Source organism: Paraburkholderia metrosideri (genome assembly GCF_904848625.1).
In the GTDB taxonomy this organism is placed as follows: domain Bacteria; phylum Pseudomonadota; class Gammaproteobacteria; order Burkholderiales; family Burkholderiaceae; genus Paraburkholderia; species Paraburkholderia metrosideri.
On the sequence record NZ_CAJHCP010000006.1, the window covers coordinates 435616 to 452756 of the forward strand.

Annotated in this window: 14 protein-coding genes; 6 read left to right on the forward strand and 8 right to left on the reverse strand. The window is 61.5% G+C overall.

What is annotated here, in order from left to right; translation table 11 throughout:
* The first annotated feature begins 244 nt into the window (after positions 1 to 244).
* Positions 245 to 748 (forward strand): DUF2844 domain-containing protein, encoded by a 504-nt coding sequence (locus tag LMG28727_RS15615; protein ID WP_201643227.1) that lies wholly within the window; start codon positions 245 to 247, stop codon positions 746 to 748.
* A gap of 40 nt (positions 749 to 788) precedes the next feature.
* A complete protein-coding gene (locus LMG28727_RS15620) occupies positions 789 to 2132 on the forward strand; it encodes a DUF3443 domain-containing protein (protein ID WP_201643228.1) in 1344 nt (447 codons plus the stop codon).
* Between the two features lie 315 nt (positions 2133 to 2447).
* Here LMG28727_RS15620 and LMG28727_RS15625 read toward each other — a convergent pair whose 3' ends face one another.
* Entirely contained in the window at positions 2448 to 3038 is a 591-nt protein-coding gene (locus LMG28727_RS15625) for a hypothetical protein (protein WP_201643229.1), read from the reverse strand.
* A 297-nt stretch (positions 3039 to 3335) separates the two neighbouring features.
* Between LMG28727_RS15625 and LMG28727_RS15630 the strand changes: the two genes are divergently transcribed.
* Positions 3336 to 3992: a cadmium resistance transporter gene (locus LMG28727_RS15630; RefSeq protein WP_201643230.1), complete on the forward strand. Its 657-nt coding sequence runs from the start codon at positions 3336 to 3338 to the stop codon at positions 3990 to 3992.
* Between the two features lie 104 nt (positions 3993 to 4096).
* On the opposite strand, the gene LMG28727_RS15635 is transcribed toward LMG28727_RS15630, so the two are convergent.
* Positions 4097 to 4435 carry a hypothetical protein gene (locus LMG28727_RS15635; RefSeq protein ID WP_201643231.1) on the reverse strand — a complete coding sequence of 113 codons (339 nt, stop codon included), beginning with the start codon at positions 4433 to 4435 and terminating at the stop codon, positions 4097 to 4099.
* Positions 4436 to 4702: 267 nt separating this feature from the next.
* Here LMG28727_RS15635 and LMG28727_RS15640 point away from each other — a divergent pair, with 267 nt between their 5' ends.
* Both LMG28727_RS15640 and leuA read left to right on the forward strand, forming a co-directional pair.
* Positions 4703 to 5593: a class I SAM-dependent methyltransferase gene (locus LMG28727_RS15640; protein WP_407945847.1), complete on the forward strand. Its 891-nt coding sequence runs from the start codon at positions 4703 to 4705 to the stop codon at positions 5591 to 5593.
* Positions 5594 to 5849: 256 nt separating this feature from the next.
* Positions 5850 to 7568, forward strand: a complete 1719-nt coding sequence (gene leuA / locus LMG28727_RS15645; protein ID WP_201643233.1) for a 2-isopropylmalate synthase — start codon at positions 5850 to 5852, stop codon at positions 7566 to 7568.
* A gap of 166 nt (positions 7569 to 7734) precedes the next feature.
* Here the strand turns inward: leuA and LMG28727_RS15650 are convergent, their stop codons facing one another.
* From LMG28727_RS15650 to LMG28727_RS15675, 6 genes are all read right to left on the reverse strand, one after another.
* Complete coding sequence (locus LMG28727_RS15650; protein WP_201643234.1) at positions 7735 to 8517, reverse strand: amino acid ABC transporter substrate-binding protein; 783 nt, start codon at positions 8515 to 8517, stop codon at positions 7735 to 7737.
* Between the two features lie 188 nt (positions 8518 to 8705).
* Entirely contained in the window at positions 8706 to 10157 is a 1452-nt protein-coding gene (hydA, locus tag LMG28727_RS15655; protein WP_201643235.1) for a dihydropyrimidinase, read from the reverse strand.
* A 71-nt stretch (positions 10158 to 10228) separates the two neighbouring features.
* A complete protein-coding gene (locus LMG28727_RS15660; RefSeq protein WP_201643236.1) occupies positions 10229 to 11740 on the reverse strand; it encodes an NCS1 family nucleobase:cation symporter-1 in 1512 nt (503 codons plus the stop codon).
* Between the two features lie 107 nt (positions 11741 to 11847).
* Positions 11848 to 13191, reverse strand: coding sequence for an NAD-dependent dihydropyrimidine dehydrogenase subunit PreA (gene preA, locus LMG28727_RS15665; protein WP_201643237.1), 1344 nt, complete (start codon positions 13189 to 13191; stop codon positions 11848 to 11850).
* 102 nt (positions 13192 to 13293) lie between these two features.
* The gene (locus LMG28727_RS15670; protein WP_201643238.1) at positions 13294 to 14643 is read right to left on the reverse strand and encodes an NAD(P)-dependent oxidoreductase; all 1350 of its coding nucleotides are present in this window, start codon (positions 14641 to 14643) and stop codon (positions 13294 to 13296) included.
* 141 nt (positions 14644 to 14784) lie between these two features.
* On the reverse strand, positions 14785 to 16065 hold the full coding sequence (locus LMG28727_RS15675) for a Zn-dependent hydrolase (protein ID WP_201643239.1): 1281 nt from the start codon (positions 16063 to 16065) through the stop codon (positions 14785 to 14787).
* A 341-nt stretch (positions 16066 to 16406) separates the two neighbouring features.
* Between LMG28727_RS15675 and LMG28727_RS15680 the strand changes: the two genes are divergently transcribed.
* Complete coding sequence (locus LMG28727_RS15680) at positions 16407 to 17135, forward strand: TetR/AcrR family transcriptional regulator (protein ID WP_236591932.1); 729 nt, start codon at positions 16407 to 16409, stop codon at positions 17133 to 17135.
* The last annotated feature ends 6 nt before the right edge of the window (positions 17136 to 17141 follow it).

The window sequence follows — 17141 nt, forward strand, 5'->3', positions numbered from 1 at the left end:
CCCGCGCGGTTCGCTTCCGCGCGTTGCCGGCGACGCCCATTTAACACTTGACAACATTTCCCAATCGTCAATAGGACTAGTCGGAAAAATCTGACAGAGCTTTGTTTTAAAAGAGACTTCCGGGGCGCTTCGCCTGTCAATTTTGATATATCACATCGCCCGGAAAAGCGCTTCAGATAACGATCAGGAACCCTGAGTGTTATCTTGAATTGGCCCTTTTCAAGACCACGTGAGTGCCCTACCGATGAAACCCATCGCCTTCAGCAAGTCCCATTTTTCGCCGGCTTTCGCCGCTATATCGATCGCGCTCGCCGTGCTGGGTCATAGCCCCGACGTGCATGCGGAACTGGACGGTGCGATGCCGGCGGCCGCCAGTCAGGCCACGCCGGCGGCCGCGTCGGGCGCCGCTGACGTCCAGCGCACGCTGCTGAACGGCGCACTGCGCATGCGCACGCTCACCGACGCCGGCGGCACCACCATCAACGAGTACGCGACGAGCACCGGCCGGATCGTCGCGTATTCGTGGTCGGGCCCTACCATGCCGAACCTGCGCGCTTTGCTCGGCAAATACATCGCGTCTTACCAGACGGGCGTGGCGACTGCGACCCGGGACAGCAATCTGCACGACTCGCGAATCGTGCGTCCCGACCTGATCGTGGAATCCGGCGGCCCGATGCGCGGCTACGTGGGTCGCGCCTGGTTGCCCGAGGCGTTGCCGCCCGGCGTCACAGCCGACGATTTCCAATAATGCGCGCCGCTCCGGACAACCTTCTTCGGTCGATCAAAAAATGAAGCCCTTTTCCCTGTCCTGCCGACACCGTACCCTGCTGCTCCTCTGCGCCACTCTCGCCACTCTCGCCGGTTGCGGCGGCGGCGGAGGCGGCGACGACAGCGCCTCCGCCAGTTCCTCACGTGCTACCCCGGCCTCGCCTGCGGCGCCGGCCAGCAGCGCCAGCACACCGAATGCGTCCACCCCGGCCGGCGCCGCGAGCACCCCATTAGCCGACGCGCCAACGGGCGGCGACGCCAGCCCGAGCGCGGGTGTGCCAAAGTCGACTACGCCCAACGTTCACGCAATTGCGGTTGGCCTCGCACCCGGCCTGACCCGCAATATGCTGACGACGAGCGTCACTGTTTGCCAGTCCGGCACCAGCAACTGCGCGACGATCGACAACATTCAGGTCGACACCGGCTCGCACGGCTTGCGGATTCTGGCCTCGGCGTTGCCGGCGAGCCTCGGGCTTCCGGCAACCGCCTCGGGCAGCGGCGTCGCAGGCGAATGCGCGGTGTTCGGCGGTGGCTATACGTGGGGTGCCGTGCGCACGGCCGACGTGCGCATGGCGGGTCAGCTGGCCGCGTCGCTCCCGATCCAGGTGATCGCCGACCCTGCCGTGCCCAACGTACCCGACGACTGCGCCAGTGCGGCTTCGGCGATGCAAACGGTCGCCAGTCTGCGCTCCAACGGCATTCTCGGGGTCGGCCTGTTTGCGGCCGACTGCGGCAGCGCCTGCGCCAGCACCGCCGCGCCGCGCTGGTACTACGGTTGCGACGCCAGCGGCGCCTGCGCGTCCAGCACGCAGGCGGTTGCGCAGCAGGTAACCAACCCGGTCAGCCGCTTCCCGCTCGATAACAACGGTGTCGTGATCGACCTGCCAGCCATTGCAGACGACGGCGCCGCCAGCGTGTCTGGCTCGATGATTTTCGGTATCGACACCCAGCCAAACAACATGCTTGGCGCCGCGAGCGTGATCAAGGCAAATGCGGCGACGGGCTATGTGAGTACGAAGACGGCCACCTATACCAATTCGCGCAGTTATATCGACAGCGGCTCGAACGGCATCTTCTTTCGCACGGCCCAGTTGCCGCAGTGCGGCTACTGGTACTGCCCCAGTTCGATGACGATGGAGAGCGCGACGATTCTGGGCACGGACGGCGCATCGGCCGCGATCTCGTTTGCGGTCGGCAACTCGAGTTCACTGTTTGCGTCGTCGAATAACGCGTTCAACGATCTCGCCGGCGTTGCCACCGGAAGCTTTGGCTGGGGCCTGCCGTTCTTCTTCGGACGACGTGTCTACACCGCGATTTCCGGGCGCGACACCTCGGCAGGGCCGGGGCCTTATTACGCGTTCTAGGCGAGCCATTTCTTTTGCTGCGGGAAATTCGCACATTTGTTGGCGCGGGAAAATCGGATCATTACCGGCGGCGCTAATCGGCAGTTTTTCGGCTCATCTTTTTTAACCGGTTAGTGATGCATATCTTTAATCCCGGGCCGATCCACTTAAACCACTGCATGAATGGATCAGCCCGGTTTTCCCGCCGCCGCACCGGTCATGCGGACCACGTCACACGTGATAGTGATCCGCGCGGACCCACCGGCCACTTCACATTCCGCCGAGATCGACTACGTCAGCGATGATGCCGGCACCTTCACGCGGCAACGACGCTCGTTAATTGATCGGCGCGCTAGCCGTTTCGTCAGCCGGTGTCGCGAACTTCGCCGGCGCCAACCAACGGAAAACATCCAGCTCCTCGCCGTGAAACGTGCATTCGGCGGCCGCTGCCGTGACAACGGTCTTTGGTTTCGCTGGTTTCGCAGGGACAGGCGCGGCCTCTGACGCCGCCAGGGTTGCCGCTGCTTCCGACGCACCCTCGGCGTCCACACCGTCCACCGATGCCGCCGAGGCCGGCGACGTGGCCGAAGCCGCTGACGCCGCTGACGCCGAGCCAACCCCCGACGACGACGACGACGACGACGCCGAAGCCGCCTGCGCCGCAGCCGCAACCTGAGCGGAAGAAGCTGCCGTGGCCGCTGCTTCCGACGCCGTGATCACATGCTCGATCGAACCTTCGATCACCACCCGCGAGCCGTGGATGGCAGCGCCGCGATGGTCGACCCGCAACGTATCCGACGACGTGTCGGCCAGCTTGCTTCGCATCAACTGCTCGCACGCATCCGAATTTCTGAAGCCAGCCGTGCAGGCCGCGAGCAACGCAACAGAAGCCATGACGCAGGCGATGGAGAGAATCCGGATCTTCATTGATGTTCCATTTTTCAGGCCGTCGGGAATTGTAGCTTACGGGGTCGCCATCGGGCGCCGGATCGGCTATCCGCATAACGGGCGGCGCCGGCTTCGTCCCCGCACGCGGTTTGCGGAACGCGCCAGACTCGCTGTCCCAACCTTTCGAACGTAAGGCAGCACATCGCTTGACCTCGGCGGCTTGCGTCGGCATCGTGTTGGCCGGCGACGCGGGCTTGGCCCCCGTCGTACTTCCCGCCGCGGCGATGTTGATGACGCGCCGCCGTGTTCCCTTTTGCATCGACCGGTTTCCCCTGCATGCTTAGCGTTGCCCTGCTCGCCATCGCGGCCTATGCCGCTACCAACATCGACAACCTGTTCGTCCTGCTCGCCTTTCTGGCGCAAGCGGGGGCCGGCCGGCGTCGGGTGATCGTCGGGCAGTATGTCGGCTCATTGATCCTGATGGCGGGGTCGCTGGTGCTCGCGGCGTTGCTGACGCAGCTGCCCGCCGGTTATGTCGGGCTGCTAGGTATCCTGCCGATCGGCGTGGGCTTGAGCCAGGCGTGGGAGCGCTTTGGTCCCGGCAATACGCGGGTCAGGCAAAGCGCGGCGCATGAAGCTGGCAGCAAGCCAGCATCCGCCGGACCGGTCCAGCAAGACCGCGCCGCGCCAGGCGGCCGGGGTTCTTCGTGGTGGACCGTGGCGTGCGTGGCGCTCGCCAACGGTTCGGACAACGTCGCCGTCTATGTGCCGCTGTATGCGAGTCACTCACACAGCGAGCGCGCGTTCATCTCGCTGGTGTTCGTGGTGATGACCGGGCTGTGGTGCGCCGTGGCAGTGCAGCTCGTGGAACATCCGCTGCTGGGCGCGCCGATCCGGCGTTACGGCACGGCCCTACTGCCGCTGATCCTGCTGGTGATCGGCGTGTCGGTGATCACGCAGAACGATACGTTGCGAATCGTTTTTGGGCTTTGAACCGGTACAAAAAGCTGAGGATCGCCTGAAAACCCCACGGTTCGTGCCAGGATGCGCCGCCGTTCGGCGAGCGATGCAGTCACGACCGTCGACGCTGCGAACCGTCAGTTTGACGGCGCCGGTGTCTGCGGCTGCACGTAAGTGCGCACGCCGGCCAGCGGCGCGCCATAGCCGCCCGCATTGGTGTGATTCGGCAAGCCGTTGACCAGCTGCGCCCGTGGATCGGTGGGATTCAGATTCATCTCGCCCGCCTGCTGATTGCCATGGGTCGGATATTCGCTGCCGCGTGCCGCATTGGGCATTAACCGCGTGCTGTTCTGCGGCGCGTTCATGTCGTCCTGCGGATTCAAGCCCTGCGCATCGGCCTGCGCGGCGAGCCCGCACACAGCAGCCGCGCAGAGCAGGATCCGCACCGCTCCCGATGTCCTCGATATTCGTTTCATACCTGCCTCCGGCAAAGTGAAATGAAGGGACCACGGCCACGCAACCTGGTGCCAATGCGCCGAAGCGTGGCAAACGCTGATCACCTCAGTTATACGCACGACACGGCCCTTCGGTTTCGGCAAGTCCCGCGACCGGCACAACAAACCAGACGCTTGCCCACGGACGCCGACCTCACGGGCTTCATCAGAAAGCACGGAAAGCAAATTCTTCCGCCATCTATCTTTATGCCAATCGGCGGCTTCCGTCCGTCCCGATCGCGCCCGATAATGGGTGCCATGAACGCTCAATCCAAATCCAGCCCCGGCGCACTGCGTACGAGGTTCGCGGCCCTGGCCGCGGCACTGCTACTGGCCGCGTGCGCGAGCCCGACAGCATCGACCGTCCCGTCGTCCTCGGGCGCCCCCAATCCGGCCTCACTCGATGCCGCAATTTCCGGGCCCCAGCGCAGTGAGAAAGCGCGTGAGCGAGACATCTACCGCCATCCGCAGCAGACGCTGCAGTTCTTCGAGCTCACGCCATCGCTCACCGTGCTTGAAATCGCGCCCGGCGGCGGCTGGTACACGGAAATACTCGCGCCGTATCTGCACGATCACGGCACGCTCTACGAGGCCGAATACGACGGTCCGCACGCTGCGCCATCGGCGGAAGCCCAGGCTGGCCGGGCCGCGTTTGCGCGCAAACTGGCGGCCACGCCAGCGGTCTACGGCAACGTGGTGGTCGGCACGCTGCATGACGGCCAGTTCACCGGTTTTCCCGCCGACGGCAGCGTCGACCGCGTGCTGACGTTCCGCAACATCCATAACTGGATCAAGGACGGCGAGATCGACGCGAATCTGCGCGCGTTCTATGCGGCGCTGAAACCGGGCGGCATCCTTGGTGTCGAGGAGCATCGGGCGGCACCGGGCACGTCGCTGCAGCAGACCATCGACACCGGCTACGTCACCGAAGACTACGTGATCGCCCACGCCAGGGCAGCAGGCTTCGAACTGATCGGCAAAAGCGAGGTGAACAGCAATCCGCGCGACACGAAAAATTATCCGCACGGCGTGTGGTCGCTGCCGCCCAGCTACGAAGGCGGAGACCTTGACCGGGCGCGGTATGCGGCGATCGGCGAGTCGGATCGCATGACCTTGCGCTTTGTCAAACCCGTGCAGTGATCAAGGACGGCGCTTGACGCCGTCTCGATAATATGTTCCTATTGCGCCCTATGTACCGCGCCCAGACCATCCTATCGCTACTACTAGCCCCCTCTTCCGGGCTAGGTCTGCTGCTGCGCGCTTCCATCTGATACACCGAAGCATCGCTTGATTCCCCAGTAACTGACCCAGCCCCGGTTCCCGACCGGCGGCACAGCATCACCTCTTCGTCGTCCGGTCGACACCAGCCTCCTGGTCCAACTCACGGATGATGAAAATGTTGAAAAACCCTGCTACCAAATACCGTTCGTTCAAGCCGATCAATTTGACGGATCGCCAGTGGCCATCGCGCGTCATCACGCGTGCCCCGATCTGGATGAGCACGGACCTGCGCGACGGCAACCAGGCATTGTTCGAGCCGATGGACGCGCAACGCAAGATGCGCATGTTCAAGACACTGGTACAGATCGGTTTCAAGGAAATCGAAGTCGCGTTTCCGTCGGCGTCGCAGACCGATTTCAATTTCGTACGTGAGTTGATCGAAGGCGGCCATATCCCCGATGACGTCACGATCGAAGTGTTGACCCAGGCGCGCGACGATCTGATCGAACGCACCTTTGAATCGTTGAAGGGCGCACCGCGCGCCATCGTCCACCTGTACAACGCGACCGCGCCGGAATTCCGCAAGATCGTGTTCGGCCTCGAAAAGAGCGGCGTGAAAGAACTCGCGCAAAAGGCTGCCCGCACGATGAAGCGTTTCGCCGACGCCGCGCCGGAAACGCATTTCACGTTGCAGTACAGCCCGGAAGTGTTCAGCGGCACCGAACTCGATTTCGCGAAGGAAGTGTGCGACGCCGTGTTCGACATCTGGGAACCGACGCCGCAACACAAGGCCATCGTCAACCTCCCGGCCACCGTCGAAATGGCGACGCCGAATGTCTACGCAGACCAGATCGAGTGGATGCACCGCAATCTCGCGCGCCGCGATTCGCTGATCGTTTCCGTGCACCCGCATAACGACCGTGGCACTGCTGTCGCCGCTGCGGAACTCGCCGTGATGGCCGGCGCGGACCGCGTCGAAGGCTGCCTGTTTGGGAATGGCGAGCGCACCGGCAACGTCGACCTCGTTACGCTGGCGTTGAACCTGTACACGCAGGGCGTCGATCCTGAACTCGACTTCTCGAACATCAACGAAGTCGCCCGTACCGCCGAAGAATGCACGCAATTGCCGGTGCATCCGCGTCATCCGTATGTCGGCGATCTGGTGTTCACGGCGTTCTCCGGCTCGCATCAGGACGCAATCAAGAAGGGCCTCGCCGTGCAGAAGCCGGACGCGGTCTGGGAAGTGCCGTACATGCCGATCGATCCGAACGATCTCGGCCGCACGTACGACTCCGTGATTCGCGTGAACAGCCAGTCGGGCAAAGGCGGCATTGCGTATCTGCTCGAACAGTCGTACGGCGTCGTGTTGCCGCGCCGCTTGCAGGTGGATTTCAGCTCGGCCGTGCAGCACTTCACCGACGACAGCGGTGGCGAAGTCACGCCTTCGCAGATTTTCGAATTGTTCCAGCAGGAATACGTGCAGAACACCAACCCGATTCGTTATATCGGCCACAGCCTGTCCGAGCATGACGGCCGCGAACACATCAAGCTCACGGTCGAAATCAACGGCACGCCGCGCGTGTTGAACGGCGCCGGCAATGGCCCGCTCGACGCGTTGATGCATGCAATCGGCGCACCGGTGCGGATTCAGCACTATGAAGAACGCGCACTGACGCAAGGTGCCGACGCTCGCGCCGTGGCGATCGCCGAAATGGCGGGCGCCGATGTGACGGGCAGCGCGTTCGGCGTCGGTATCGATGCGAATCTGGTGACCGCTTCGATCCGCGCGGTGATCAGCGGCGTCAATCGTGCTTATGCACGCGCCAATGCCAGTGCGAAAGAAAGCTTCTTTGAAGTTGCATTGAACGATGCAGCGGAACGTGTGGCGGTTTAAGTCCCTACCAGGGCTTTGACCGGAGGTTCATCTGGACCTTATCCGGGTTTTGATGAGACCGAGGCCTATTTGCAGTATCGATTGGCTTAAAGCATGCACTGACGATCCAGTGCATTGAAAAGGGGGAGCGTTCCGACGCTCCCCCTTTTTCGTTCAGCGTATTCACTTAATGAAGGACATCTTTGCCGAAGTACTTTAGCGAGATCTTCTCGTAGGTACCGTCTTTCATCATCGTGGCGAGCGCGGCATTGATCGCAGCGCGTAGCTTCGGGCTCCCTTTGCGGATCAACACCGCGGATTCATCGCTGCTGCCGGGCGCGTTATCGAACGCGACGATTTTCACCCGCGCATCCGGACGGCGCTTCATGAAGTCGTAAAACGACAGCGAGTCGTTGACGGTTGCATCGACCCGGCCCGACATCAACAGATCGAGCGCTTCGTTAAAACCCTGCACGGGAATCACCTGGGCGCCGTAAGCGGTTGCGACCGTGCCGAAGTGACTGGTCAGCGAGTTGGCTGACTTCGTGCCTTTCAGATCCTCGAACGATTTGATACTGGTGTTGTTCGACGCGACGATCAGCGCCGGATGCGATGTGATGTACGGATCGGAGTAATCGTATTTGGCTTTGCGCGCGGCGGTGATCGATACCACGTTGATCACCGCGTCATAGCGATCCACGTCGAGGCCCGCGATCAGACCGTCCCACTGACTCTCGATGAATTGCGGCTTGACGCCGAGACGCTTCGCGATCGCCGTGCCGAGTTCCACGTCGAACCCGGTCAGCACGCCGGCTTCGTCGTGATACGTGAACGGCGCATAGGTGCCTTCGGTGCCGATTCTGAACACACCGGAAGTTTTGACTCTCTCGAGGTCGTCGGCTGCGAAAAGCGGACTGATCGTCACCGCCTGCAGTAATGCGATCAGCAGAATGCAACGAATCGACTTCATCAGGAGGCTCCGTCAGTTTGCTATGTCGTAGGCAAAATCTGCCGACACGCACGGCCGGCAAAATGGGCGGACTGTAGCAAACCAGACGGATTTTGACAAAGAACCGACTGATGGATCGATAGAGGGCCAGACGAATAAAGGCGAGCCGCGGCGTCGCGACAGCCGCGGCTCCACCAGCGCGACGCGCGCTAGCGCTCCACCGGATGCGGCTCCTTACGCTTGTTGGCGACACGGATCGCATCGAAATAAGCCGGATTGGGCGGCCGCTTCAAATAACGTCCCGCGCCGCGCTCTGCGCGCAATTCGCCCTTCGTCCACGCAAGTGCACCGCGTGTGAGCGTATGCATCGCGACGCCCTGCACGGTCATTCCTTCAAAGACGTTGAAGTCGACTTTCTGATGATGCGTCTTCACTGAAATCGTTTTACTGGCGTTCGGGTCCCACACCACGATGTCGGCATCGGCGCCCACCTGCACCGCACCCTTGCGCGGATAGAGATTGAAGATTTGCGCGGCGTTCGTCGAGGTAATGCGCACGAACTCATTCGGTGTAAGACGCCCTGAATTCACGCCGTGATGCCAGAGGACTGCCATGCGGTCTTCGACCCCGCCACAACCGTTTGGAATCTTCGTGAAGTCCTCGCGGCCCATGGCCTTCTGCGATGCGCAGAACACGCAGTGATCGGTTGCCGTGGTGTGCAACTGCCCTGCCTGCAATCCGCGCCATAAGGCCTCACGATGCTCGGCGGAACGGAATGGCGGACTCATCACGTGCGCAGCGGCACGAGTCCAGTCAGGGTCGCGATAAACCGCTTCGTCGATGACCAGGTGCCCCGGCAACACTTCGCCAAACACCCGCAAACCTTCGCTGCGGGCACGTGCAATTGCGTCGACCGCATCTTTCGCGGACACGTGCACGATATACACCGGCACACCCAGCACCTGAGCAATACGGATCGCGCGATTGGCCGCTTCCCCTTCCACTTCAGGCGGCCGCGACAACGGATGCGCCTCCGGACCTGTAAAGCCTTTCGCCAGCAACTGACGTTGCAACTGGAACACCAGTTCGCCATTTTCCGCATGCACGGTTGGCAGCGCACCGAGTTCGAGTGAACGCGAGAAACTGTTCACGAGCACTTCGTCGTCGGCCATGATCGCGTTCTTGTAGGCCATGAAATGCTTGAAGCTCGACACGCCATGTTCGTGCACCAGCGTGCCCATGTCGCGATAGACCGAATCGTCCCACCACGTCACCGCCACGTGAAACCCGTAATCCGCCGAGGCCTTCTCCGCCCAGCCGCGCCACTCCCTGAACGCTTCCATCAGCGATTGCTTCGGACTCGGAATCACGAAGTCGATGATGCTGGTCGTGCCGCCCGACAAACCTGCCGCGGTGCCTGTATAGAAATCGTCGCTCGCCGTGGTGCCCATGAACGGCAATTCCATATGCGTATGCGGGTCGATGCCGCCAGGCATCACATATTGGCCGCCCGCATCGACAATCGTCGCACCCGCTGGCGCGTCCAGGTCCACGCCGATCTGCAGGATCGTGCCGCCGTCCTGCGGGTCCGCACACAACACGTCCGCACGATACGTGTTCTCCGCGTCGATAATCGTGCCGCCGCGAATCAGGGTCGTCATGTTGCCGCCTCCTTATGAACTACTGGTTTCGATGCTACGTGCTGCAAGTGCTGCTGCGATTGCGCCAGGCATCATGCACGTGCCACTCGCGCACTCGGTCCTTTGCTCAGTCTCATCCATGCGCTATATACGATCGACGCTAACGCGAGTCCGACGAACCATGCATACGTATAAAGCACGTTGAAGAACGCAGGCACGTTCGGAAACGAAGCCGGAAACGCGGTATGCAGAAAGCCCGGCAGATTCGGCAGAACGCCGATCAGCAACGCGACCACGGCGCCGATGTTCCAGCCGCCCGTATAGCTATATTCACCCTGCTCGTCGAATAGTTCGCGGGTGTCGAGCCGCGTGCCGCGAATCAGGAAATAGTCGACCATCAGAATGCCCGCTACCGGGCCGAGTAGCGCCGAGTAGCCGACCAGCCACGTGAAAATATACCCTTGCGTGGTCGCGAGAATCTTCCACGGCATCATCACGATCGCGATAGTCGCGGTAATCATGCCGCCAACACGATATGAAATACCCTTCGGCCACAGGCTCGAAAAGTCATAGGCGGGACCGACGAGATTCGCAGCGAGATTGCATGACATCGTATCGAGCGTGAGAATGATCAGCGCGACGCCGACGCCAATGCCGGTCATGCGGCTGGTCAGATCGATCGGGTCCCAGATTGCCTTGCCGTAAATCACCACGGTTGCCGACGTCACGACGACAGAGATAACCGACAGCAATGCCATCGGCACCGGCAAGCCGATTGTCTGGCCGATGATCTGATCGCGCTGGGTTCTGGCGAAGCGCGTGAAGTCGGGAATGTTCAGCGCGAGCGTCGCCCAGAAACCGACCATTGCCGTGAGACTCGGCCAGAATGTCACCCAGAACATGCCCTCCTTCTTGCCGCCCGGCACGAATTGCGACGGCGCCGACAGCATCGAGCCAAGTCCGCCCGCTTTCGAAGTCGCCCACCAGACCAGCGCGATACACATCACGATCTTGATCGGCGCGGACCAGCTTTCGAGTCGGCGAATGGCTTCGGTACCGTGCACGATGAAGTAGATCTGCAGAGCCCAGAAGACGAGGAAGCACGCGAGTTGTGCAATCGAGATGCCGAGAAACGGCAGCGCGTCTGCTTGCAACGCGTTACCGGTGAGAATATTCAACAACGTATAAATCGCGCTGCCGCCGAGCCACGTTTGAATCCCATACCAGCCGCAAGCGACAATCGCCCTTAACAGCGCAGGCAGTTTCGCGCCACGCGTGCCGAACGATGAACGCACCAGCACCGCGTACGGAATGCCGTGCTTCGCGCCCGCGTGTCCGATCAACAGCATCGGCACCAGCACGATGAGGTTGCCGAGCAACACGGTCGCGACGGCCTGCCAGGGCGACATGCCCTGCTCCGTCAAGCCCGCGGCCAGCATGTACGACGCGATGTTCATCACCATTCCCACCCACAACGCGGCGAAGTGATACCACCGCCACGTGCGCTGCGCGGGCCCGGTCGGCGCAAGGTCGTCGTTATATAGATCGCTGCCTTGCACGCCGGCCGCGAACTGCGGATCGACGGATTGCGCTGTCTGCTTCATCGAAAGATCTCCACATGATCGTTGAAGCCCGCCTCGCTTCTGGTGGCGCGTCGGGCTATTAAGAACGACAGGTTCAGTACAGCCGCTTCGCTAAACGGTTGCGTGTTTCAGGCTGCTTTTGCCGGATGAGGATCTGCGTGTGCGTGCGCCGCCGTTTCAGCTTCGGCAGCCGTCGACACGCCTGGCGCAGCACCCACGCGCGCCGGATTGTTCGGATGCGTGGTCCAGTTCGCATATTCACCGTTGTCCACGCGCTCCATCGTGATGCACTGCTCGACCGGACACACGTGCACGCACAGATTGCAGCCGACACACTCGGAGTCCACCACTTCAAAATGCCGGACGCCATCTTTTTCTTTCATGATGGCCTGGTGGGCTGTGTCCTCGCATGCGATATGGCACAGGCCGCACTGAATGCACTTGTCCTGATCGATGCGCGCCTTGATGTCGTATTTGAGATTCAGATACTTCCAGTCGGTCACGTTGGGCACGGCACGACCGCGGATGTCGTCGAGCGTCGCGTAGCCTTTCTCGTCCATCCAGTTCGACAGGCCGTCGGCGAGATCGGAGACGATACGGAATCCGTAGTGCATCGCAGCCGTGCAGACCTGCACGCTGCCCGCGCCGAGCACCATGAACTCGGCAGCGTCGCGCCACGTGGAAATGCCGCCAATTCCGGAGATCGGCAAATTCGGCGTTTCCGGGTCACGAGCAATTTCAGCCACCATGTTCAATGCAATCGGCTTGACCGCGGGTCCGCAATAGCCGCCGTGCGTGCCTTTGCCATCGACCATCGGTAAAGGCGCCATCGCATCGAGATCCACCGCGACGATCGAATTGATCGTGTTGATCAGCGACACGCCATCCGCGCCGCCTTGATAAGCCGCTCGCGAGCCGACCCGGATGTCGGTAATGTTCGGCGTGAGCTTCACCAGACAAGGCAGCTTCGAGCCCTCCTTGACCCAGCGCGTGACCATTTCAATGTACTCGGGCACCTGACCGACTGCCGCGCCCATTCCGCGTTCGCTCATCCCGTGCGGACAGCCGAAATTCAATTCGACCGCATCGGCGCCGGTGTCTTCGACGAGCGGCAGAATCCATTTCCAGTCGCGCTCATTGCACGGCACCATCAGCGAGACGATCATCGCGCGATCCGGCCAATCGCGTTTGACTTGCGCGATTTCGCGCAGGTTGACGTCGAGCGGACGGTCGGTGATCAGTTCGATATTGTTCAGGCCGGCGATCCGCTGGCCGTTCCATTGCACCGCCCCGTAGCGTGAGCTGACGTTCACCACATGGGGGTCGAGACCGAGCGTCTTCCATACCACACCGCCCCAGCCCGCCTCGAACGCGCGGTTCACGTTATAAGCTTTGTCGGTCGGCGGCGCAGACGCGAGCCAGAAAGGATTCGGCGAAGTGATGCCGGCAATCGTACAGCGCAGATCGGCCATGTTCGGCTCCTTGGGGACTGCTGTTTTTTGTATGCCTGCTGATGCGGGTTTCGTGTTTCGTGTTTCGTGTTTCGTGTTTCGTGCTTTTTGGCTCGGCGCTATCTATGCCGCCTTGACTGCGGTGCGGGCGAATTGCGCGTCGATAGCGGCGGCCGCGATCTTGCCGTCCTGTACCGCTTGCACGGTCAGATCGATGCCACCCGTAGCGGCGCAATCGCCGCCCGCCCACACGCCGGGCAGCGACGTTTGTCCGTTCGCATCGACCTCGATGCGGCTGCCGTCCAGCGTCAACAACTCACGTTCGAGACCCACCGCTACCAGCGTTTGCCCAATCGCCTTGAGCAGCATGTCCGCTGCGATCACGAAGCGTTCCTGGGTGCCGTCGCTCGACGTGCGTTCGAATTCGACACCCGTCACCCCGTTTTCTTCACTCATCAACCGCGATGGCGTTGCATGGGTGACCAGTGTGACGCCATTGGTCTGCGCAAAATCGCGCTCGGCCCATGTCGCGCTCATCGATTCGACGCCGCGCCGATACACCATCGTCACCGAGGTTGCACCGAGCTTGCGGCTTTGCACCGCGGCATCCACCGCGGTATTGCCACCGCCGATCACCACGACGCGACGACCCACCGGTACAGTACCCACATCGCTCGCGGTACGGATCTGTTCAATGAAGTCGACCGCGTTCATCACGCCGCTCAGGTCCTCGCCTTCCATCGCGAGTGACCGTACGCCCGTCAGCCCAATGGCAAGAAACACCGCATCGTATTGCTGACGCAATGTATCGAGCTGAATATCGCGCCCCAGTGCGACGCCATGTTCAATTTCAATGCCGCCGACAGAACATAGCCATGCGACTTCACGCTGCGCAAAATCGTCGACAGTTTTATAGGCGGCAATACCGTATTCGTTCAGTCCACCGGCTTTCTCATGCGCGTCGTAAATCGTCACGCGATGACCCGACAGTGCCAACCGGTGCGCACAGGCAAGTCCCGCCGGCCCCGCGCCAATCACCGCGACATGACGGCCTGTTTCAGCGGCGCGCTTGAACAATGGCTCGCCGCGCGCCATCGCCCAATCGGTTGCATGCCGTTGCAACGCGCCGATCGCGACGGGTTTCGCATCCTGGTGATTGCGCACGCAAGCGCCTTCGCAAAGAATCTCGGTCGGGCACACGCGCGCGCACATGCCGCCCAGCGGATTCGCCGACAGAATATCCACCGCGGCACCCTTCAGATTGCCGTTGCCGATCTTGCGAATAAAGCTGGGAATATCGATCTGCGTCGGACACGCATTCACGCAAGGCGCGTCGTAACAGTAGTGACAACGGCTCGCTGCAGCCGCCGCCGCGCTTGCGTCGAGCAACGGCGCGATGTCGGAGAACTCGCACGAAAGCTGGTCGGGCGACAGCCGCTGAGCCGCAATATCGCCAGTTTGCTTGATGGCCATACACGTTCCTTCTTCGATGTGAGGACGTAGCCGTACCTGCCGGCTGCGCTGCAAGCGGAGCCGGGACGGCATGTTTTATGGGCACTACGTTGACTGCCTGCCTGGACCATGATGCGGACCGGGGCCTGGACCGCTACGGCGTTATGAAACCGGCTCGCAAGCCCGTTCGAGCATTGCATGCAGCAATACATTCGCGCCCGCTTCGATCCATTCGAAGGTGGCGTCCTCGATCTCGTTGTGGCTGATCCCGTCGACGCACGGCACGAACACCATCGAAGTGGGTGCGACCTGCGACAGATAACACGCGTCATGCCCTGCGCCGGACACCATATTGCGATGCGGATAACCGAAACGTTCGGCTGCCGCGCGCACTGACTTCACGCAGTCTTCGTTGAATGCGACCGGCGCGTAATAGAAGATCTGTTCGAGTTCGGTTTGCAGACCGATGCCGCCTGCGATCTCGGCCACGCCCTGACGCAACGCCGCATCCATTTTGGCGAGCACCGCGTCGTCCGGATGACGGAAATCGACGGTGAAGAACACGCGACCCGGAATCACGTTGCGCGAGTTCGGATAGACCTGCAGCATGCCGACCGTCGCGCAGGCCAGCGGCGCGTGATCGAGTCCGATACGATTGACCAGATCGACGACGCGCGCAGCACCGAGCAATGCATCGCGACGGCGCGGCATTGGCGTCGGACCTGCATGCGCTTCCTGACCCGTCAGCGTGATTTCATACCAGCGCTGACCTTGCGCGTCGGTGACGACACCAATGGTTTTCTGTTCAGCTTCGAGAATCGGCCCTTGCTCGATATGCAATTCGAACGCCGCATGCAACGGCCGGCCACCGCATGGAAGATCGCCCGCATAACCAATCCGCTTGAGTTCTTCGCCGATAGTCTTGCCGTCGACATCCTTGCGCGAGAGTCCGTATTCCAGCGAAAACACGCCGGCGAATACCCCTGAAGCGACCATCGCCGGCGCAAAACGCGAGCCTTCCTCGTTGGTCCAGATCACCACTTCAACCGGGTGCTCGGTTTCAATGCCGTGGTCATTCAGACTCCGGATCACTTCGAGGCCACCCAGTACCCCGTAAATGCCGTCAAAACGGCCGCCTGTAGGTTGCGAATCCGCATGCGAACCGGTCATCACTGGCAATGCAGCGGGATTGCGTCCGGCACGGCGCATGAACACATTACCCATCTGATCGACGGTGACCGTGCAACCGGCTTCCTTCGCCCAACTCACGATCAGATCGCGTCCTTCCTTGTCGAGGTCGGTGAGCGCAAGACGGCACACGCCGCCTTTGGGCGTCGCACCGATCTTCGCCATCGTCATCAGGCTATCCCACAACCGCTTGCCGTCGACCTTCAGCGACGTCGTCAGTTCTGCGCGCTTTAATGCTTCGGATACCGCATTCATTCGTCTCGCTCCTTTCGGTGAACCGACATGAAACTGGTGCATCGGCGACGGGTTTTGGGGCGTCGCCGCACGGCGGCGGTGCACCCTCGATGCACCGGATCGCCTTTACTGCAAAGGGCAAACCCTGGTGCATCGGCCGCTCTTCCAATCCTGTCCAGTTGGACAGGTTGTAGACGATTAAGCCCGCCAAATCAATGCCTTTTGTACGGTGAGAAACATAGCGAGAAGCGTGCCATTGCACCGCAGCACGTCGTCATTGCCGACGACGATTGCGCGTGTGAGCGTCGTGCCAAACGACTAGAATGAAGCGCGACGCGGCGCAGATGCCGGCGAAGGCAAACATGAGAGACGACGACGTGGCGGCCGAGATCATCGAAAACGACGAAACGCGCGCGCCATTGCGGCGGCGCAAGGCGCACATTCGTGAGTCGAATGAAGCGCATCTTCTGGCGTGCGCGGAGGCGGTTTTCGCCGAACGGGGACTCGACGGCACCAGCACCGCCATGATCGCCGAACGTGCTGGCTTACCGAAAGCTAACGTGCACTACTACTTTCCGACCAAGCTCGCGCTGTACCGGCGCGTGCTGGAAGACCTGTTCGAGGACTGGCACCGAGCAGCGGATACGTTCGAGTGCAGCGACGATCCGGTTGAAGCGATCGGCGGATATGTGCGCGCGAAAATGGAATTGTCGCGACGTCGCCCGTTAGGCTCGAAGGTGTGGGCAAGCGAGATCATCCACGGCGCAGAGCATATGGAAGACATTCTCACGGGGCGCGTGAAGCCATGGCTCGATAGCCGCGTGAAAGTGATCGACGACTGGATTGCGCGCGGTCTGCTTGCGCCGGTGAATGCACAGACGCTGATGTATATGATCTGGGCGACAACCCAGCATTACGCTGACTTCGACGCGCAGATTCGCGCGCTAAAGGGTAAGCGTGCATTGACGCAGAAAGCGTTTGAAGTCACGACCGAGGAAGTGGTCCAACTGGTGATTCGCGCGTGCGGGGCGGTGTCGCCGTCATCGTCATTGCGTTCGCGGAATGACGATGACGATGATCGTTCACGTTAAATCTTA

What these genes read in the sequence shown, in the direction of transcription:
- LMG28727_RS15660 (WP_201643236.1), bottom strand. Translation starts at nt 11,740, where the DNA reads ATGAAGCAGACAGCGCAATCCGTCGATCCGCAGTTCGCGGCCGGCGTG.
- LMG28727_RS15620 (WP_201643228.1), top strand. Translation starts at nt 789, where the DNA reads ATGAAGCCCTTTTCCCTGTCCTGCCGACACCGTACCCTGCTGCTCCTC.
- LMG28727_RS15630 (WP_201643230.1), top strand. Translation starts at nt 3,336, where the DNA reads ATGCTTAGCGTTGCCCTGCTCGCCATCGCGGCCTATGCCGCTACCAAC.
- leuA (WP_201643233.1), top strand. Translation starts at nt 5,850, where the DNA reads ATGTTGAAAAACCCTGCTACCAAATACCGTTCGTTCAAGCCGATCAAT.
- LMG28727_RS15640 (WP_407945847.1), top strand. Translation starts at nt 4,703, where the DNA reads ATGGGTGCCATGAACGCTCAATCCAAATCCAGCCCCGGCGCACTGCGT.
- LMG28727_RS15625 (WP_201643229.1), bottom strand. Translation starts at nt 3,038, where the DNA reads ATGAAGATCCGGATTCTCTCCATCGCCTGCGTCATGGCTTCTGTTGCG.
- LMG28727_RS15675 (WP_201643239.1), bottom strand. Translation starts at nt 16,065, where the DNA reads ATGAATGCGGTATCCGAAGCATTAAAGCGCGCAGAACTGACGACGTCG.
- LMG28727_RS15680 (WP_236591932.1), top strand. Translation starts at nt 16,407, where the DNA reads ATGAGAGACGACGACGTGGCGGCCGAGATCATCGAAAACGACGAAACG.
- LMG28727_RS15670 (WP_201643238.1), bottom strand. Translation starts at nt 14,643, where the DNA reads ATGGCCATCAAGCAAACTGGCGATATTGCGGCTCAGCGGCTGTCGCCC.
- hydA (WP_201643235.1), bottom strand. Translation starts at nt 10,157, where the DNA reads ATGACGACCCTGATTCGCGGCGGCACGATTATCGACGCGGAGAACACG.
- preA (WP_201643237.1), bottom strand. Translation starts at nt 13,191, where the DNA reads ATGGCCGATCTGCGCTGTACGATTGCCGGCATCACTTCGCCGAATCCT.
- LMG28727_RS15615 (WP_201643227.1), top strand. Translation starts at nt 245, where the DNA reads ATGAAACCCATCGCCTTCAGCAAGTCCCATTTTTCGCCGGCTTTCGCC.
- LMG28727_RS15635 (WP_201643231.1), bottom strand. Translation starts at nt 4,435, where the DNA reads ATGAAACGAATATCGAGGACATCGGGAGCGGTGCGGATCCTGCTCTGC.
- LMG28727_RS15650 (WP_201643234.1), bottom strand. Translation starts at nt 8,517, where the DNA reads ATGAAGTCGATTCGTTGCATTCTGCTGATCGCATTACTGCAGGCGGTG.